The sequence below is a fragment of the Citrobacter sp. Cc139 genome, assembly GCF_030334645.1.
GTDB lineage: Bacteria > Pseudomonadota > Gammaproteobacteria > Enterobacterales > Enterobacteriaceae > Citrobacter > Citrobacter werkmanii.
Genome location: NZ_JAOWDM010000081.1, coordinates 1 through 17,960 on the forward strand (window position 1 = coordinate 1; position 17,960 = coordinate 17,960).

At 49.1% G+C, this 17,960-nt stretch carries 17 protein-coding genes; 10 read left to right on the plus strand and 7 right to left on the minus strand.

The features are described from left to right. From OGV69_RS11570 to cusR, 6 genes are all read right to left on the minus strand, one after another. A partial coding sequence (locus tag OGV69_RS11570) for a hypothetical protein (protein WP_286469240.1) occupies positions 1 to 761 on the minus strand: 761 nt, incomplete at its 3' end. Between the two features lie 480 nt (positions 762 to 1,241). Further along, on the minus strand, positions 1,242 to 1,670 hold the full coding sequence (uspF, locus tag OGV69_RS11575; protein ID WP_069323103.1) for a universal stress protein UspF: 429 nt from the start codon (positions 1,668 to 1,670) through the stop codon (positions 1,242 to 1,244). 163 nt (positions 1,671 to 1,833) lie between these two features. After that, entirely contained in the window at positions 1,834 to 2,637 is an 804-nt protein-coding gene (locus tag OGV69_RS11580) for an MBL fold metallo-hydrolase (RefSeq protein ID WP_038638523.1), read from the minus strand. An 83-nt stretch (positions 2,638 to 2,720) separates the two neighbouring features. Continuing rightward, positions 2,721 to 2,930 (minus strand): PcoE/SilE family metal-binding protein, encoded by a 210-nt coding sequence (locus tag OGV69_RS11585; protein WP_069323104.1) that lies wholly within the window; start codon positions 2,928 to 2,930, stop codon positions 2,721 to 2,723. A gap of 120 nt (positions 2,931 to 3,050) precedes the next feature. Then, complete coding sequence (locus tag OGV69_RS11590; RefSeq protein ID WP_069323105.1) at positions 3,051 to 4,502, minus strand: Cu(+)/Ag(+) sensor histidine kinase; 1,452 nt, start codon at positions 4,500 to 4,502, stop codon at positions 3,051 to 3,053. Beyond that, a complete protein-coding gene (gene cusR / locus OGV69_RS11595) occupies positions 4,492 to 5,175 on the minus strand; it encodes a copper response regulator transcription factor CusR (protein WP_069323106.1) in 684 nt (227 codons plus the stop codon). Before cusR ends, OGV69_RS11590 begins: the two co-directional genes overlap by 11 nt. A gap of 195 nt (positions 5,176 to 5,370) precedes the next feature. Between cusR and OGV69_RS11600 the strand changes: the two genes are divergently transcribed. From OGV69_RS11600 to OGV69_RS11615, 4 genes are all read left to right on the plus strand, one after another. Continuing rightward, positions 5,371 to 6,753 (plus strand): efflux transporter outer membrane subunit, encoded by a 1,383-nt coding sequence (locus OGV69_RS11600; protein WP_069323107.1) that lies wholly within the window; start codon positions 5,371 to 5,373, stop codon positions 6,751 to 6,753. Between the two features lie 32 nt (positions 6,754 to 6,785). Beyond that, positions 6,786 to 7,133 (plus strand): cation efflux system protein CusF, encoded by a 348-nt coding sequence (gene cusF / locus OGV69_RS11605; protein WP_069323108.1) that lies wholly within the window; start codon positions 6,786 to 6,788, stop codon positions 7,131 to 7,133. Between the two features lie 76 nt (positions 7,134 to 7,209). Continuing rightward, the gene (locus OGV69_RS11610; RefSeq protein ID WP_069323109.1) at positions 7,210 to 8,502 is read left to right on the plus strand and encodes an efflux RND transporter periplasmic adaptor subunit; all 1,293 of its coding nucleotides are present in this window, start codon (positions 7,210 to 7,212) and stop codon (positions 8,500 to 8,502) included. Between the two features lie 11 nt (positions 8,503 to 8,513). Further along, the gene (locus OGV69_RS11615; RefSeq protein WP_069323110.1) at positions 8,514 to 11,657 is read left to right on the plus strand and encodes a CusA/CzcA family heavy metal efflux RND transporter; all 3,144 of its coding nucleotides are present in this window, start codon (positions 8,514 to 8,516) and stop codon (positions 11,655 to 11,657) included. Positions 11,658 to 11,709: 52 nt separating this feature from the next. Here OGV69_RS11615 and rclR read toward each other — a convergent pair whose 3' ends face one another. Then, positions 11,710 to 12,564: a reactive chlorine-specific transcriptional regulator RclR gene (gene rclR / locus OGV69_RS11620; protein ID WP_069323111.1), complete on the minus strand. Its 855-nt coding sequence runs from the start codon at positions 12,562 to 12,564 to the stop codon at positions 11,710 to 11,712. Between the two features lie 235 nt (positions 12,565 to 12,799). Here rclR and rclA point away from each other — a divergent pair, with 235 nt between their 5' ends. From rclA to OGV69_RS11650, 6 genes are all read left to right on the plus strand, one after another. Further along, positions 12,800 to 14,125, plus strand: a complete 1,326-nt coding sequence (gene rclA, locus OGV69_RS11625; protein WP_069323112.1) for a reactive chlorine resistance oxidoreductase RclA — start codon at positions 12,800 to 12,802, stop codon at positions 14,123 to 14,125. A gap of 168 nt (positions 14,126 to 14,293) precedes the next feature. Next, positions 14,294 to 14,524 carry a reactive chlorine resistance periplasmic protein RclB gene (gene rclB / locus OGV69_RS11630; RefSeq protein WP_038643060.1) on the plus strand — a complete coding sequence of 77 codons (231 nt, stop codon included), beginning with the start codon at positions 14,294 to 14,296 and terminating at the stop codon, positions 14,522 to 14,524. An 11-nt stretch (positions 14,525 to 14,535) separates the two neighbouring features. Then, positions 14,536 to 15,096, plus strand: a complete 561-nt coding sequence (gene rclC, locus OGV69_RS11635) for a reactive chlorine resistance membrane protein RclC (RefSeq protein ID WP_038638553.1) — start codon at positions 14,536 to 14,538, stop codon at positions 15,094 to 15,096. A gap of 568 nt (positions 15,097 to 15,664) precedes the next feature. Next, positions 15,665 to 16,360: a flagellar brake protein gene (locus OGV69_RS11640; protein ID WP_069323113.1), complete on the plus strand. Its 696-nt coding sequence runs from the start codon at positions 15,665 to 15,667 to the stop codon at positions 16,358 to 16,360. A gap of 21 nt (positions 16,361 to 16,381) precedes the next feature. Continuing rightward, positions 16,382 to 16,963, plus strand: a complete 582-nt coding sequence (locus tag OGV69_RS11645) for a helix-turn-helix transcriptional regulator (protein WP_170973229.1) — start codon at positions 16,382 to 16,384, stop codon at positions 16,961 to 16,963. Between the two features lie 99 nt (positions 16,964 to 17,062). Then, a complete protein-coding gene (locus tag OGV69_RS11650; protein WP_038638561.1) occupies positions 17,063 to 17,830 on the plus strand; it encodes a putative bifunctional diguanylate cyclase/phosphodiesterase in 768 nt (255 codons plus the stop codon). Positions 17,831 to 17,960 lie beyond the last annotated feature (130 nt).

Below are 17,960 nucleotides of genomic sequence, written 5' to 3' on the forward strand. Positions count from 1 at the left end.
CCACTATCATTTGGTCCGCTGGAGGTATCTTTCCATTCTGGAGAGTCGCCTGATTCATAACGAATTGAACTGTTGGCATACAGTTGGGAAAGTGCTGTTTGTAGTCCGTAGTAAGTGTGTATCCTCACCTTTTCAAGAGGAGTCATTTTGATATGCACATCTGCACGTCCTTCATTGAAGGTCATTTTTACTTTCTGTTGAATAATCTCCCTACCGGAGCCATCTTTCTTTTTGGTGTTAAATCCCTGGATGTTAGATGTGGTTTCAATCACTAAATCATTTGTATATCCCTTAAAGGTATCTTTGACCATCTTCCCGTCAACCCATACCTGAAGAGAAACATGCCTGGCTGTAGGTGATCCGCTCTGGTCCCGGTTAAATCCATGCCAGCCACCTGTGAACGCAGCTATTGGGTCATCACCATCTTCATTATTTTCTGCGCTGACCATAATTGGTCCAATGATGTCAGTGTCGAATGTTTGAACCGCAGTTAACCCATCCAGTATGCCGCTTGGAAAAGTTGCATCCTTCCCAGAATCAATCCTGTAAAGCCTTGAAAATGAGAAAAGTTTATTGAGGCCAACTCTCTCAAGCTCAATTACCCTATCTTCTTCAGGTGAATATTTATACTGAATTTTAATATCTGCGTTCTGGACATCAACACTCACAAACTGCTTCTGTTTCCCACCCTCAGCAAATACCTCTCCTGTCCATACACAGGATATGCTGAGTAAAAAAACAACTGACATGAACCTTTTCATGTTAATTTACCATTTAGTAATTTGAATACTATGTGATTTCCAAGTCAATTCTGCGTTATTTTTTCTCTATCAACAAGCTTGAAGTGAACAGAAGGTGCGGAGATGTGAGACAAAATCGGGACACAAAAAGCTTTGCATCGGTTTGCAAGGCTTTGCATGTTTTTAGAAGATGGGACGTGTGAGCGCAGTGATGGTGGGGTATGTTATTGACTTAGAAGGTAGTTCTAGGAACTTCTAAGCCGTAGGTCGTAGGTTCGAATCCTACAGGGCGTACCATTTCAAAGTAAGTCCAATTCTTAGCTTCTGCGTACCGCTACGACTTTTCCTTCTCCAGCCATATTTCTACTTCATTAAGACTGCGTTGCACACATCTTGCTGGCTGAGCGAATTTGCGTGCTGGATAATCAGCACTGAGTGCTGACCTCAGTCCGAAAAAAAACGGGAGTAAATTTACTCCCGTTTTTATTATGTTAGCCAGTGTCACCGTACAACCAGCACCGGACATTTCGCATGGCGGACTACGGCAGAAGCCGTTGAACCCAGCAGGTAGGTGCTAAAACCAGGCTTATGCGAGGCGATGACGATAAGTTCGGCGTCAACCGCCTCCGCCAGTTTGAGGATCTGATCCTTCGGTGGGCCGTAAACGACGTGGATTTGACTCCTGCCAGCAGGAATGTGGAATTGCTTAACAATCTCTTCGAGTTTTTCGCTGGCCTTGGCCTGCAGACCACTGCGGTCCGGGAATTCGCTTGAGTAGGCCAGCCCCAGCGAGGCATAGAACGGAACGGTAGGAATAACGGCCAGAAAATGGACCTTGGCGGTTTTGGCATGCGCCTGAACCTGCGGCACAACATGGCGGGTTAAATCGGCTTCAGAGATATCAATGGGCACCAGAATTGAGCGATACATATTCACTACCTCCTGTTTGTTTACCTCTATCCTGAGTGTACCCAAGGTTGTCTCTGTATAATAAGTGACCAGATCAAGGTTACGTGCATAATTGTCGTCAATGATAAACGGGGAACGTAAGTTCCCGTTTTCTAATGCAGATGTGGGCCACGTTTTACCGCCTTTAGTTCGCCAGCACGATGACATCCCCCGTTGCCGGGGCTTTTGTTCCCGGTAGCCACAACCGTCCCCACGAACCAGTACAATGACAGCCGAGCAGTTTTTCCGGTTGCTGCTGCTTAATAAATTGCCGCGTCCGCCACAGCTTAGCGGGGGAGGCGGCGCGTAAATGGAACCCACCGATGAGGGCGTGTATTTTGCGAATGCCGGTGATGTTCTGGCAATGGCGGACGATATTTTCTATTCCCCGGTGCCCGCAACCGGTAATGATCACCAGCCCACGGTCAGATTTATAGATCAATACGCCTTCATCGCTGATGTAATCCGGCTGAGGTGTTTTCTCGTGAATAACACCGTAGGCCTGCGGTGTGGATACGCTAATTTCCCCGGACCACAAAAAACGATCGCTAATCGCCAACGGTTCGCGGGTGTATTCCATATTCAGACGAGAGTAGTCGTTATCGCGGGAGAGTTTTTTAATTTGTCGCGGCTTTCCCGCAAGCGTTAACGACGCGTAACGCTCACAGGCTATTTGAGGATGGCAAATAATACGGCTGTTATCGGCAAGCCAGGGGACGCCGCCACAATGATCGTAATGACCATGTGACAGCACCACGGCGGTTAATTGTGTCAGGTCGATCCCCATTTGCGCGGCGTTTAGAATGAAGCTGTCATCCGGCCCGGTATCAAACAGTATGGTGGTGGTTTCATCCTGAATTAACAGACTTAATCCGGGCTTTGCCCGTAATGATTTATCTGCGCCAGCAGCGCGCCGGTTTTCAAGCAACACCGTGAGGGTTAAAGCCATGCCTGACTCCAGTATTAAAACGGCATACTGTAACGCACAGCTTTTGAGAGCGCTGTGATCGCAGCGCCCTTTGGCGTTATCCGTTATTGCGTACTGTTTGCCTGCGCACGATGTTTTTGGGCCTGCTGCTCATGGGCATAGGAATGAGCATTATTTGTCGACTGATGTACTACCATCGCTTTTTCATGTTCATTCATTTGCGAAAATGATTGTGCATGGGGTGACGTTTCGGCTGCATTAACGCCTGCTGAGATAAAAAATGCGATAGCTAAAAAAGAGGACATCTTATTCATCATATTTCTCCTGTGTGGGTTTACGGAAGAAATTATAATTAGCACGCGCTGTCAGTGACGTGACAGGAATATGACGGTTGTGTCAGAGAACAGGAAACACTTAACCGTCATCAGCAGAGATTAAATTGCATGCCGGGGCAGCGTCAGAATAAAGCGGGTGGCATGTGAATCAGATGTCACCGCAACGTTTCCCTGATGCGCAATGACTATCGATTTCACGATCGCAAGGCCAATGCCGCTGCCTTCTCCTTTACGTTGCCGGGAAGGATCTACCCGATAGAAGCGGTCAAACAGTCGCGGAAGATGTTGTGGAGGAATTGGCGGGCCGGGGTTTTCAACGACTATCTGCACCTGTTCATCGGCCTCTTTCACCCGCACGGTCATTGACTCGCCTTTTGGCGTGTAACGCATGGCGTTTGAAAGCAGATTACTCATTGCCCGGCGTAACATTAACGGATCGCCCGATACCCAACATTCGCGCCCCTCAAAGCGTAAACCAACCTCACGCTCTTCTGCCCAGGCTTCGAAAAAGTCGAACACTTTACTGACCTCATCAGCCAGATTGAGCGCGGTCTTTTCCGGGATCAGTTGATTGTTGTCCGCTTGCGCCAGAAACAGCATGTCACTCACCATCTTCGACATCCGGCCAAATTCTTCGAGATTGGAATACAGTACGTCCTCCAGCTCTTTTTGGCTGCGGATCTGGCTTAGCGCAATTTCCGTTTGCGTGACCAGGTTGGTAATTGGGGTGCGGATCTCATGGGCAATATCTGCCGAGAAGTTCGACTGACGTTTAAAAACATCCTCGATGCGTTCGATCATGTGATTAAACGAACTTACCAACTGTTCCAGTTCAATAGGCACGGTTTGCGGGTCAAGGCGTACGTCGAGATCTTTCGAGGTGATATTTTGGATGCGGCGACTGACATTACGGATCGGTTCATGACCTTTATAAACGGCGAACAGCACGATAAAAACAATCATCATGCTAATCAGCGATGCTGTCATAATCAGCTTGTTTTTCAGGTCATTAATATAGTGCAGATGAAAATCGATCGATAATGCCAGGTACAGCGTATATGCCGGTTTTCCATCGGCAAGCTGGCCTACAGGCAAACGAATCATACGCCAGTTTGATGATGTCATCTGCCCGTGCGTATGTTTGGGCGTTTGCAACATGGGGCCGGATATAATAAAGACATCGCGGGCTTGGGCATTTTTATCCGGCCTTGCACTGGCGATAAATTGCCGGAGATCCGGGGCGTCAGGTGAATGAAAAATAGCCTTCTGATTGCTATCTTCCAGAGAAATAATGACGTTTGAGTAACCCGCCACGACGTTTTTTAGCGTTTCCAGTCGGCGTGGTTCAGGTTCGTTCGGTTGATTAAGAATACGCTCCAGCGTGGCGCTGATCTCTTGTAAATCATTGATGTCCTGCTCGGCGAAATGTACTTTCACTGAGTGGATCATTATCCATGCGAAGGCGAAAAATGAAGCGATAGTCGCCAGACTGATAAAAAAGGTCAGTCGCGTCGCCAGGGAAAAAGGGCGTTGCCATCGTTTACTGGTCATCAGGAACCTCAAGCATATATCCCACGCCGCGCACGGTCTGAATCAGTTTCGGCTCAAAGTCATTATCGATTTTGGCGCGCAGACGCTTAACGGCGACATCGATGGCGTTGGTATCGCTGTCAAAATTCATATCCCAGACCTGAGAGGCAATCAGCGAGCGGGGTAAAACTTCTCCCTGGTGGCGCAGGAAAAACTCAAGCAGCGTAAACTCTTTGCTGGTCAGGGTGATGCGCGCCCCGCTGCGGGTGACTTTTCTACTCACCAGATCAACCATTAAATCTGCGACCTGAAACTGGCTTTCAACAATTACCGCCGCGCCCCGGCGTAATAGCGTTCTGACCCGCGCCAACAGTTCGGCAAAGGCAAACGGTTTGACCAGGTAATCGTCAGCGCCTAATTCCAGACCTTTAACCCGATGTTCAATGGTACCCAGCGCAGTGAGGAGAAGAATGGGCATGCCTTTATTGGCGCTACGTAGCATGCGTACGATATCCCAGCCGTTTACATCCGGCAGCATGATGTCGAGGATGAGCAGATCGTAATCGCCGGTCATCGCCAGGTGGTACCCGTTCAGGCCGTTATCCGCCAAATCCACGACAAAACCTGCTTCCGTCAGGCCTTTCGTCAGGTATTCACCGGTTTTTTTCTCATCTTCGACTATCAAAATCTTCATCGCATTCTCCTTCTCGCACTGCTTGTGCGGACTTTCAATTCTAGGGAAGCGGGATCGGATAGCAATCGGTTATTGGGAAAATGACAGTTTTGTCATTTTCCTGTCACCGGTTAAACAGAGTCACTTCGTTAAAGTACAACCCTATAAATTCCTACATATTTTAGGGTCATCAGTCCGGTCAGGACGTGAAGAACTATGAGCAAATTTAAGCTTCTTACCCTCAGCGCTATATTCGTTCTCGCCGGTTGTTCATTAGCGCCGGACTATCAGCGCCCGGCTTTGCCGGTGCCACAGCAATTCTCCTTAAGCCAGAATGCGCTGGTGTCAGCCTCTGGGAATTATCAGGACACCGGTTGGCGGACCTTCTTCGTTGATGACCAGGTTAAGGTGCTAATTGGTGAGGCGCTGGCCAATAACCGCGATTTGCGTATGGCTGTGCTGAAGGTTCAGGAGGCGCGAGCGCAATATGGCGCCACGGACGCTGACCGCTATCCGCAAATTACGGCAGGATCCAGCGGTACCTACAGCGGTAAATTAAAAGGCGACAGCAGCACCGATCGCGAATTCGAGGCCGGACTGAATCTCAGTTTCGATTTGGATTTTTTTGGTCGGCTGAAAAATATGAGTGAAGCCGATCGACAGAATTTCTTTGCCAGCCAAGAGGCGCGTCGGGCGGTACATATCTCATTAATCTCTAACGTGTCGCAAAGTTATTTCAATCAGCGTCTGGCTTATGCACAACTGCAAATTGCCGAAGAAACGCTGCAAAACTATCAACGTTCCTACGCCTTTGTTGAAAAACAACTGGTCACCGGTAGCACTAATGTACTGGCGCTGGAACAGGCGCGGGGCGTGATTGAAAGTACGCGCAGCGAAATCGCGAAGCGTAAAGGTGAACTGGCGCAGGCCAACAACGCGCTGCAACTGTTGCTGGGTACCTACGGAAAATTACCCGACGATAGGGCGCGCAGTCGCGGAGACATTAAACCGGTTACGCTGCCGCCATCACTCTCGTCGCAAATACTGTTACAGCGTCCGGATATTATGGAAGCTGAGCACGGATTAATGGCGGCGAATGCCAATATCGGCGCCGCGCGGGCGGCATTTTTCCCGTCGATTACCCTGACCAGCTCCATGTCCAGTAGCAGCAGCGATCTCTCCAGCTTGTTTAATGCTGCCAGCGGCATGTGGAATTTTGTCCCCAAAATAGATATTCCAATTTTTAACGCCGGACGTAATCAGTCCAGGCTCGATCTGGCTGAAATTCGTCAACAGCAGTCGGTGGTGAATTACGAACAAAAAATTCAGGGCGCATTTAAAGAGGTGGCCGATGCGCTGGCGTTGCGCCAAAGCATTGCCGATCAAATTAGCGGCCAGCAGCGTTATCTGGCGTCATTGCAAATCACCCTACAACGTGCCAGAGCGCTGTATCAGAATGGCGCGGTTAGCTATATCGAAGTTCTGGACGCCGAACGTTCTTTATTTGCCACGCAGCAATCGCTGCTCGATCTTAATTACGCCCAGCAGGTTAATGAAATTAAGCTGTTTGCTGCCTTAGGCGGCGGTTGGGTGGAGTAAACCTTAATATTAACTTTTCAGGAGCATCAACTATGAATACTACCGCCAAAGCCGTGCTGTTAAGCCTTTTCTCTGTGGTCATATTTAACGCTCAGGCCAATGAGCATCAACATGGCGAGATGATGAGTATGCAGCCGGCGGCTCAACAGGAACAACGCATTAGCGCGACTGGGGTGATTGAAGCTGTTGATATGGAAAGTAAAAAAGTCACGATTAAACATGATCCTATTCCGGCGGTGAACTGGCCGGCGATGACGATGCGTTTTACGCTGGTGGCCGACACCAGGGCTGACGATATTAAACCGGGCGATAAGGTCGCGTTTACGTTTGTTCAGCAGGGAAATCTCTCTGTGTTACGCGATATTCACATCAGTAAATAACGTTCTCGCTGGTCTCTTTAATTCTTGCCCGGGTTCTTGCGAGCGCGGGTGAGATTATCGCGCAATGGAAATCATTATGGCGTCTTTAAATATTAAAAATACCGCGCTTATTCTCGCTGGCATGATTGCAGGTGGGATTATTTCTGTCGGTGTTTATACTTATTATTCATCCGCAAAAGTATCGAGCGAAACCGGACCGGCTTCGCCAAAAGAAGCCAGAAAAGTTCTGTTCTGGTATGACCCCATGTATCCGAATACGCGTTTTGACAAGGCGGGCAAATCGCCGTTCATGGATATGGATTTAATCCCGAAATATGCCGATGAAGAGACCGCAAGCGCGTCAGCACCTGGCGTGCGCATCGATCCCACTCAGACCCAGAATCTGGGGCTAAAAACGGAACCCGTGCGTCGGGGACCACTGCACTATGCGCAAACTTTCCCGGCTAACGTGAGCTATAACGAATACCAGTTTGTTATTGTCCAGGCACGCTCCGCTGGCTTTATCGAGAAGGTTTACCCGCTCACTGTGGGTGACAAAATCAAGAAGGGTTCTCCGCTCATTGACCTGACGATTCCTGACTGGGTTGAGGCGCAGAGCGAATATTTGCTGCTGCGCGAGACCGGCGGCAGCGCGACGCAGGTGGAAGGGATTCTGGAGCGATTACGCCTTGCCGGTATGCCGGAAGCGGATATCCAGCGTTTAAAGTCGACGCGTAAAATTCAGACCCGCTTTACCCTGAAAGCCCCCATTGATGGGGTGATCACCGCATTCGATTTGCGTACCGGCATGAATATTTCTAAAGACAATGTGGTCGCGAAAATTCAGGGAATGGATCCGGTATGGGTCAGCGCGTCGGTCCCGGAATCTATTGCCTGGCTGATTAAAGATGCCTCGCAATTTCGCATCACTGTTCCTGCCTGGCCGGATAAGCCATTCACCATCAGTAAGTGGAGTATTTTGCCAAGCGTTGATGCTACCACGCGTACCCTCCAGCTGCGTTTGCAGGTTGATAACCCCGACGAAGCGCTCAAGCCTGGAATGAATGCTTACCTGCAATTGAAAACGCAAAGCGAGCCGATGCTGCTGATCCCGTCTAAAGCGTTAATTGATACGGGTAGCGAACAGCGGGTGATTACCGTTGATCATGAAGGACGATTTGTGCCGAAGCAGGTTGCTGTATTCCATGAGTCTCAGGGGCTGACGGCTATTCGCTCAGGCCTGACCGAAGGTGAAAAAGTGGTGTCCAGCGGCCTGTTCCTGATTGACTCCGAGGCGAATATTTCTGGCGCCCTTGACCGTATGCGCGCCCAGCACAGTGGTGCGCAAGACGCAGGCGCGATGCCAGCCCAGGCGACCCATTCACATTGAGGACATGATAAATGATTGAATGGATTATCCGCCGTTCAGTGGCAAACCGCTTCCTGGTGATGATGGGGGCGCTGTTTCTCAGCATCTGGGGAATCTGGACCATCATTAACACCCCGGTTGATGCGCTGCCCGATCTCTCTGATGTCCAGGTGATTGTCAAAACCAGCTACCCCGGACAGGCGCCGCAAATCGTCGAGAATCAGGTCACTTACCCCCTGACCACCACCATGCTGTCGGTACCGGGCGCGAAGACGGTGCGCGGCTTCTCGCAGTTTGGCGATTCCTACGTGTACGTCATTTTCGAGGATGGCACCGATCCTTACTGGGCACGCTCGCGCGTACTGGAATATCTCAACCAGGTGCAGGGAAAATTGCCGGCAGGCGTTAGTGCCGAAATGGGACCGGACGCCACGGGCGTCGGCTGGATCTTTGAATATGCGCTGGTGGATCGCAGCGGAAAACATGACCTCGCGGAATTACGTTCTCTTCAGGACTGGTTTTTAAAATATGAGTTAAAAACGATTCCTAACGTGGCGGAAGTGGCCTCAGTGGGCGGCGTGGTTAAACAGTACCAGGTGGTTATCGACCCGATGAAGCTGACGCAATATGGCATCAGCCTGGCGGAGGTGAAATCTGCGCTGGATACGTCAAATCAGGAAGCGGGCGGCTCGTCGGTGGAGATGGCTGAAGCCGAATATATGGTGCGCGCCAGTGGCTATCTGCAAACGCTTGATGATTTCAATAATATCGTCCTGAAAACCGGGGCCGACGGTGTACCGGTTTATCTGCGCGATGTGGCACGCGTTCAGATTGGACCGGAAATGCGCCGCGGGATCGCCGAGCTGAACGGCGAAGGCGAAGTGGCGGGCGGGGTGGTGATCCTGCGCTCCGGTAAAAATGCGCGTGAGGTGATCTCCGCCGTTAAAGCCAAACTCGACACCCTGAAAAGCAGCCTGCCAGAAGGCGTTGAGGTAGTTACAACATACGATCGCAGTCAGCTTATCGATCGCGCCATAGATAACCTGAGCTATAAGCTACTGGAGGAGTTTATCGTCGTTGCGCTGGTGTGCGCGCTGTTCCTGTGGCATCTGCGTTCGGCATTGGTGGCGATTATTTCCCTGCCGTTGGGGCTGTGTATCGCGTTTATCGTGATGCATTTCCAGGGGCTGAACGCCAATATTATGTCGCTCGGGGGAATTGCCATTGCCGTCGGGGCGATGGTTGATGCGGCAATCGTGATGATTGAGAATGCCCATAAGCGGCTGGAAGAGTGGGGGCATCAGCATCCGGGTGAAACGCTGGATAACGCCACGCGCTGGAAGGTCATTACTGACGCCTCGGTGGAAGTCGGCCCGGCATTGTTCATCAGCCTGCTGATAATTACGTTGTCGTTTATCCCTATTTTCACCCTTGAAGGGCAGGAAGGGCGGCTGTTTGGTCCGCTGGCGTTCACCAAAACCTATGCCATGGCGGGCGCGGCATTTCTGGCTATTGTGGTTATTCCGATCCTGATGGGATTCTGGATCCGCGGAAAAATACCGGCGGAAAGCAGTAACCCGCTTAACCGCTTTCTGATCCGTATTTACCATCCGCTATTGCTGAAGGTGCTGCACTGGCCCAAAACCACTCTCCTGGTAGCGGTGCTGTCAATACTGACGGTTATCTACCCGCTGAATAAAGTCGGTGGTGAATTCCTGCCGCAGATTAATGAAGGCGATTTGCTGTATATGCCTTCGACACTACCGGGGATCTCGGCGGCGCAGGCGGCGGACATGCTGCAAAAAACCGATAAGCTGATCATGACCGTTCCTGAAGTGGCGCGCGTATTTGGTAAAACCGGTAAAGCGGAAACCGCAACTGATTCCGCGCCGCTGGAAATGGTTGAAACGACGATCCAACTGAAGCCGCAGGATCAGTGGCGTCCGGGTATGACGATGGACAAAATCATCGCCGAGCTGGACAAAACCGTGCGCTTGCCGGGGCTGGCGAATCTGTGGGTGCCACCAATTCGTAACCGTATCGACATGCTCTCTACCGGGATAAAAAGCCCTATCGGGATTAAAGTGTCAGGTAACGTGCTGGCTGATATCGATGCGACGGCGGAACAAATTGAAGAGGTGGCCAGAACCGTGCCAGGCGTCGCCTCTGCGTTAGCTGAGCGTCTGGTAGGGGGACGCTATCTCAACGTGGATATTAATCGTGAGAAAGCGGCTCGTTATGGCATGACCGTTGGCGATGTACAGCTGTTTGTGACCTCCGCTGTGGGGGGCGCAATGGTGGGCGAAACGGTAGAAGGGATCGCGCGTTATCCTATCAACCTTCGCTATGCGCAGAGCTATCGCGACAGCCCGCAAGCGCTGCGTAATCTGCCCATTCTGACCCCTATGAAACAGCAAATCACGCTGGCTGATGTGGCGGATGTCACGGTCGTTTCTGGGCCGTCAATGTTAAAAACAGAAGATGCGCGACCCACCAGTTGGATTTACATCGATGCCCGCGATCGTGACATGGTTTCGGTGGTGAACGATCTGCAAAAAGCGATCGCGGAAAAGGTACAGTTAAAGCCGGGGACCAGCGTGGCGTTCTCCGGGCAGTTCGAACTGCTTGAACGCGCCAGCCATAAGCTCAAATTGATGGTGCCGATGACGCTGATGATTATCTTCGTCCTGCTTTATCTGGCTTTCCGTCGCTTTGGCGAAGCGCTGTTAATTATCACCAGCGTCCCCTTTGCCCTGGTAGGGGGCATCTGGTTCCTCTACTGGATGGGGTTCCATATGTCGGTCGCGACCGGAACCGGGTTTATTGCGTTGGCCGGCGTGGCCGCAGAGTTTGGCGTGGTGATGCTGATGTATCTGCGTCACGCCATTGAAGCAGAGCCTGCGCTGGAAAACCCGCAAACCTTTACGGCGGATAAACTGGATGAAGCGTTATATCACGGCGCTGTACTGCGCGTGCGCCCGAAAGCGATGACCGTGGCGGTGATTATCGCCGGTCTGTTGCCCATCTTGTGGGGGACGGGAGCCGGGTCAGAAGTGATGAGCCGCATAGCCGCGCCGATGATTGGCGGCATGATCACCGCGCCGCTGTTGTCGCTATTCATCATTCCGGCTGCGTATAAGCTGATGTGGCTGCACAGACATCGCAAGCAAAAGTAACCTTCTCAATCATACGCCTGTCTTCGGTTTGTACCCCGAAGCAGGCGTAGCGCTATGCTTCCAGCGCTTTCACGCGTTTGCGGTACTCGCCCGGCGTACAGCCGAATTCGCGTAGAAAGACTTTATAAAACGATGACTCGCTGGCGTAGCCCACCGATTCAGCTACCACAATCAATGGTTGCGATCCGCGTGACAACATCTGAGCGGCGAATTGCAGGCGCAAAGTGGTTAACACTGCCATCGGTGTGGAGTTTGACACTTCACGGAATAATTGCGCAAAGCTGGCCCGCGACATGTGTACGCGTTTCGCCAGCTCTTCGACGGTCCATGCAAAGGACGGTGATTCGAGCATCAAAAACACCACAGATCCGAGTTTGGGGTGCAGCAGTAAATTCAACACGTTTTGTGCGGGCGATGCTCTGGTTAACCACTCACGAACAGCTAAGGCGAACAGCGTGGCACATTGTTGGCTGCATACAGCGCTGGAACCCGGCAACCCACTAATGGATTCCTGTTGCAATAGCGCAATCACGGCCTTGAGCCAATGGCTGACGGGACTCTTTTCTTCAGGCGCCAGAATCAGTGCTTCCGGTAGCGCGGTTAAAAAATAGCGTGAGGTGGCGTGCAGTCGCAGGCTACCGCAAACGATATGCGTTTGTTCATCCCCTGACTGGCAAAGTCGATGGGCGGAGTTCTGCGGCAGGATAACAAGAGTCCCTGGCCGCAGGGTGAAAGATGTCCCGTCAGGCATGTCAAGTTGGGCTGCTCCCTGAGTGACTGTATGCCAGCGGATAACGGATAGCTCGCCCGCCGCATGCGGCAGTTGCCAGTTTCTGCTCAACAAACAGTTTTGATCGATCGAGCCTTGCGGGTCGTTAAGCATGAGTAATCGACTAAGGGCATCCATGAAGACTCCTGGGCAGTTTTAATCACTATTGGTTTGGCGGAATTATCTCGTCAATTTCAAATTAAATTAATACCTTCAAGGTGTTAATTTATTATGCTTATGTGTTTCATGAAAAGAGGTTAAAAGTGATTTAGATGATTTAACAGTAATAAGCGCGTTCTGGATACATTTCCCTTGTCTGGTTACCCCTATACTTCAGTTCAACAAATGAACAGTGACCAGGCGGAGAGAGAGCATGAATCAGTATCAGGCGATTATTATTGGATTTGGCAAAGCGGGTAAAACGCTGGCAGCTACCCTGGCAAAAACGGGCTGGCGGGTGGCGATTGTTGAACAGTCGAACACCATGTATGGCGGGACATGCATCAACATCGGCTGTATTCCAACCAAAACCCTGGTACATGACGCTGAACTTCAACATGATTTTGCTGCGGCGATGCAGCGCAAGGCTGCCGTTGTCAGTTTCCTGCGCGATAAAAACTTCCATAATCTGGCCGACCTGGAAAATGTCGATGTGATCGACGGTCGTGCTGAGTTTGTCGATAACCATACTGTGCGAGTCGTGCAGTCAACAGGCGCGATTGAGCTAAGCGGCGAGAAGATCTTTATTAATACCGGCGCGCAGTCAACGGTTCCAGACGTGGAAGGGTTAACCACCACACCGGGGGTGTTTGACAGCACCGGGCTGTTGAATTTGACGCAACGGCCTGAACGTCTGGGAATTTTGGGTGGCGGTTACATTGGTGTGGAGTTCGCATCAATGTTTGCTAACTTCGGCAGCAAAGTTACCCTTTATGAAGCCGCTCCGCTGTTTTTAGCCCGTGAAGATCGGGATATTGCCGAAGCTATCGCGAGGATTTTACGCGACAAAGGCGTTGAGATTATCCTTAATGCCAACGTACAGGCGGTTTCGTCCGGGGACGGCGCGGTACAGGTGAAAATGGCGGGAGGCGTCCAGACCGTGGATGCGCTGCTGGTGGCATCGGGCCGCAAACCGGCGACCGAAAACCTGCAGTTGCAGAAAGCGGGTGTGGATGTAAACGACCGCGGTGCCATTATTGTGAATAAATATTTGCGTACCTCGGCAGATAATATTTGGGCAATGGGCGATGTTACCGGGGGGTTGCAGTTCACGTACATCTCACTGGATGACTTCCGCATTGTGCGTGACAACCTGTCAGGCGAGGGGAGACGTCACACCGGCGATCGTCAAAATGTACCGTATTCCGTCTTTATGACGCCGCCGCTTTCCCGCGTGGGGATGACCGAAGAACAGGCTCGCGCCAGCGGTGCTTCTGTGCAGGTAGTCACGCTGCCGGTCGCGGCGATTCCGCGTGCGCGAGTGATGGATGACACACGCGGCGTACTTAAAGCGGTGGTGGATAGTGAAACGAAACAGATATTAGGTGTTTCGCTATTATGTGTGGATTCACATGAGATGATTAATATCATCAAGACGGTTATGGATGCAGGATTACCCTATACAACCTTACGCGATCAAATATTTACCCATCCGAGTATGAGTGAATCATTAAACGATCTCTTTTCTCTCGTTAAATAATAAAAGCGTAGTCTGCATGTTTGCCCCACCCGTGTGGGGCTTTTTTTGTCTTTTTAACGGCTGGATACTCATTGACAGTTATTCTGGCGTCCTGGATGAAATAAAATAAATTGGCATGTTTTATTATATTGCCACTGAGATCACTGTTTAATGGAAATAGGAATGAACATGTTTAAAACTACGTTACTAATGACCGCGTTACTGACTGCACCGGTGACATTTTCCGCATTGGCGCAAACCGAAGTTGTCCATGTTAGCGTGTCTGCCATATCTGGTGCGCCTTCCGAAATAGAGGATGCTATTGCGAAACTGGCGCAGGAAAATAATGCAACGTCCTGGAAAATCACCTCAATGCGCATTGATGGCAGCACTCACGCAACGGCAATTTTATACAAGTGAGGAGAGCCTGCATGGAAAAGTATCTGCGTTTACTCAGTAAGGGCGATAAAATTGGATTGACCTTAATTCGCCTGAGCATTGCAATTGTTTTTATCTGGATTGGGTTATTAAAATTTGTACCTTACGAAGCTGACAGTATTACGCCATTTGTTGCTAATAGCCCGGTAATGTCATTTTTTTATGAACATCCAGAAGAGTATAAGCAGCATTTAACCCACGAAGGTGAGTTTAAGCCACAGGAGCGTGAATGGCAGGCGGCGAATAATACCTATACATTCTCCAATGGTCTGGGCGTAGTCGAAGTTCTTATCGCTTTATTGGTGCTGGCAAATCCTGTTAGCCGTTGGTTGGGATTAATTGGCGGCATACTGGCATTTGCCACGCCGATTGTTACCTTATCCTTTTTGATTACCACACCAGAGGCATGGGTAATGCCGTTGGGCGATTTACATCATGGTTTTCCGTACTTGTCCGGGGCCGGGCGTCTGGTATTGAAAGACACGCTAATGCTGGCGGGAGCAGTGATGATCATCGCAGACTCATCTCGATCAATAATTAAGCAGCGGTATTGAATTTTTAACGTTGTACCCTCTGTAAGGTAGCAAGCCACTCTAGTTCTATTCGGTATTTGCCGGGCCAGCAGGATGCTGGCTTTTTTCTGACTTAAGGGAAATTTATTTAATATATAAAATGTAATTATTCACTTTATAACAATCACGCGTCAGGCTGTATTGGCAGTTAATGATATGAAGATGTAAGCATCATACGCACTGACGACAAAAGCGCGACAACCTGCGCATTGCCCAACCATCCCAACACCTTCATTTTTCTTTGTTTTTTTCTGTGCAATTCTTGCTATTTGTTATCTCAAAACAGCATCTTAAATAAAATTATTATTCATTTTTGTTATAGTTAATCCATAAGTTCGCGTGGTTTTAAGCGCGGCTTAAGCTAGAATTATCCTGATTAAATGTTTTTACGTATCAATAATTGGCTAAAGATAGTTAAAAACTTAATTTTTAACCAACTGTCTGACATGGAATCCACTATGGTAATTAAGCACCAGGGCGGATGCTGATCTCGCGTTTTTGGGTAACCAAAAGCGGGACATATCTTAAATATGGAAATAAGGGTTTTAGAATGAGCTTTGGATTAGCAAAGGACAACAAGTTTGAAATCATCGCTATCCTTCGTGAAGAGCTGCACAAGAAAACGAAACTGGAAGTCTTATGCGAAAACAGTAGCGTTATCACACAGCTAGAGAAGGTCGATTTCGAACGGTTTGTCATCTCCGGCCATGAAGAGATTGTGCCTGAAAAGGTCCAATACTTTATCCTGCACAGCGAAAGCGGGATTGTAAAATTTAGTGCCAGATTTGAACAAACCCCACCCGCAGGTGCGGAGGCAGGATTATCCTACCTCATCCCGGATATGATTTTCTTTGCCCAGCAGCGACAAAATCAGCGTTTTTCCTTCCTGAAGGGTTATGACTTTTTCTGTTTTGGTCGTTACAAAAACGGAGAAAACTACTCTTTCAGGATTAAAAACATCTCTCAGGGTGGGTGTGCGTTAATTGTTAAAGATGTAAATACCCGCTTTGTTTATAAAGATGCGGTGATTAAAAATGCCTCGCTGGAGTTTGATACGTTTGGCAGTTTACAACTGGATTTAAAAGTAATCGATGTCGTCACGATCAATGAGTTTGATGAGGGTAATCAGTTGTACTCCTGTCATCAGATCTCGTGTGAGTTCGATTTTAAAAATCGTCGTGAAGAGGCTGAAGTCGAGAAAATTATTATCAAATTTTTAATGAGTAACAAGATCAGAAGCTTATAAGGAGCGGTAAACAGGATGTTGATGTGTGGCAATGATAATTTTGTGGGCAACGGTATGTTCGCCTACCTGACCAGCAAACATGTACCCGTACAAACATTCCAGTTTGAGGATATGTTGCATCAGTCATCATTATGTCAGCATCAAACCATGATTTTTAATATCATTAATAATGAACAACCGTGTTCAGACGTCGTACAGTTTCTGAATAAAAATCGATTCAAGTTCTATAATAACGTCGTAGTCATTGTAGCTGACAGTTTGGTGGCGAAATTATGCGTGGAGTTATTATATATTGAGAAAGCAATAGTGTTGACTGAGAAATCTTCACTGCGAGATTTCGGTCAATTGGCGACGTTGTCAGTCGGGAAATGGAATCCCCGGCTGTATCGTTCGCAGAAAAGGTTAACCGAAAGGGAACAGCAGATCCTGAGTTTGCTGGTAAGTGGCTATACCGCTAAAGAAATTTCTGAGTTAGTGAGCCTTAACTATAAAACCATTCAGGCTCATAAAATGCGCGTCGTCGCCAAGTTGGGACTGAACAATACTTCTGATTTAAATAAATTAATTGTCAGATTCACCCATCGGATGTCTTTTTTACCCTAGTCTGGTGATTCTTTTCTGATGTAAAACATATCATAGTAGATATAATTCGGGAGCGATGCTGACTGGTTTTAAATTTTATGATTTGTAGAGGTAGAGGGAATGTTTAATTCCAACGAGGTGCTCACCGCGCTTGAACAGGCATTGAATACCAGTCAGTTTTATATGGTTTATCAGCCCATTTTTAATTTGCATACTCAGCAAATTAGCGGATTTGAAGCATTAATGCGTTGGAACAGCCCTCAGATGGGGATGATCTCTCCCGATATTTTTATTACGTTATTGGAAGACAGTGGCAATATCATTTCAATTGAAGACATGGTTACCCACACCCCCTGGGATGTGGCGACGTCCTGGCCCGATCCTCTTGTATTATCAATCAATATTTCCGCACTTGAATTTTGTGACCCTCTCTTACCGCAACGCGTCAGACGTAATCTCACCCTCTGTGGACTACCGCCTTATCGATGCCAAATTGAGGTTACGGAAACGTCACCACTGCGCGACAGCCAGATAGCGGTTAACAATATGCTGGAGCTAAAGGAGATCGGGGTTAAACTCGCTCTTGATGATTTTGGTACCGGTCACGCAAATCTTAATTATCTGCTGAAGTATCCTTTTGATACCCTAAAAATTGATAAGGAATTTGTTGCTGGCATTGAGCCCGATACCCGATCGACAAAGATTGTTGAGGGCATTATTTCACTGGCGCACAATTTTGGTATTGAAGTTCTTGCTGAAGGGGTGGAAACCCAGTCCCAACTGGACCGTTTAACGCAGATTGGTTGTGACAAAATTCAGGGCTTTTTCATTTCTCCGCCGGTGTTAGCAGAAGAAATCCCGTTACTCCTGACGCAGTATAATCATTAATCCCACCTTTTTACGTTTCCCAAACCCTTGATTGTTCTGCGTTGTCGTTAAGTTCGTAGGACTGATAAGCGTAGCGTATCAGGCAGCCCTGAAAGGCAAAAAAAAGCCCCCTGCAGAACAGAGGGCTGGT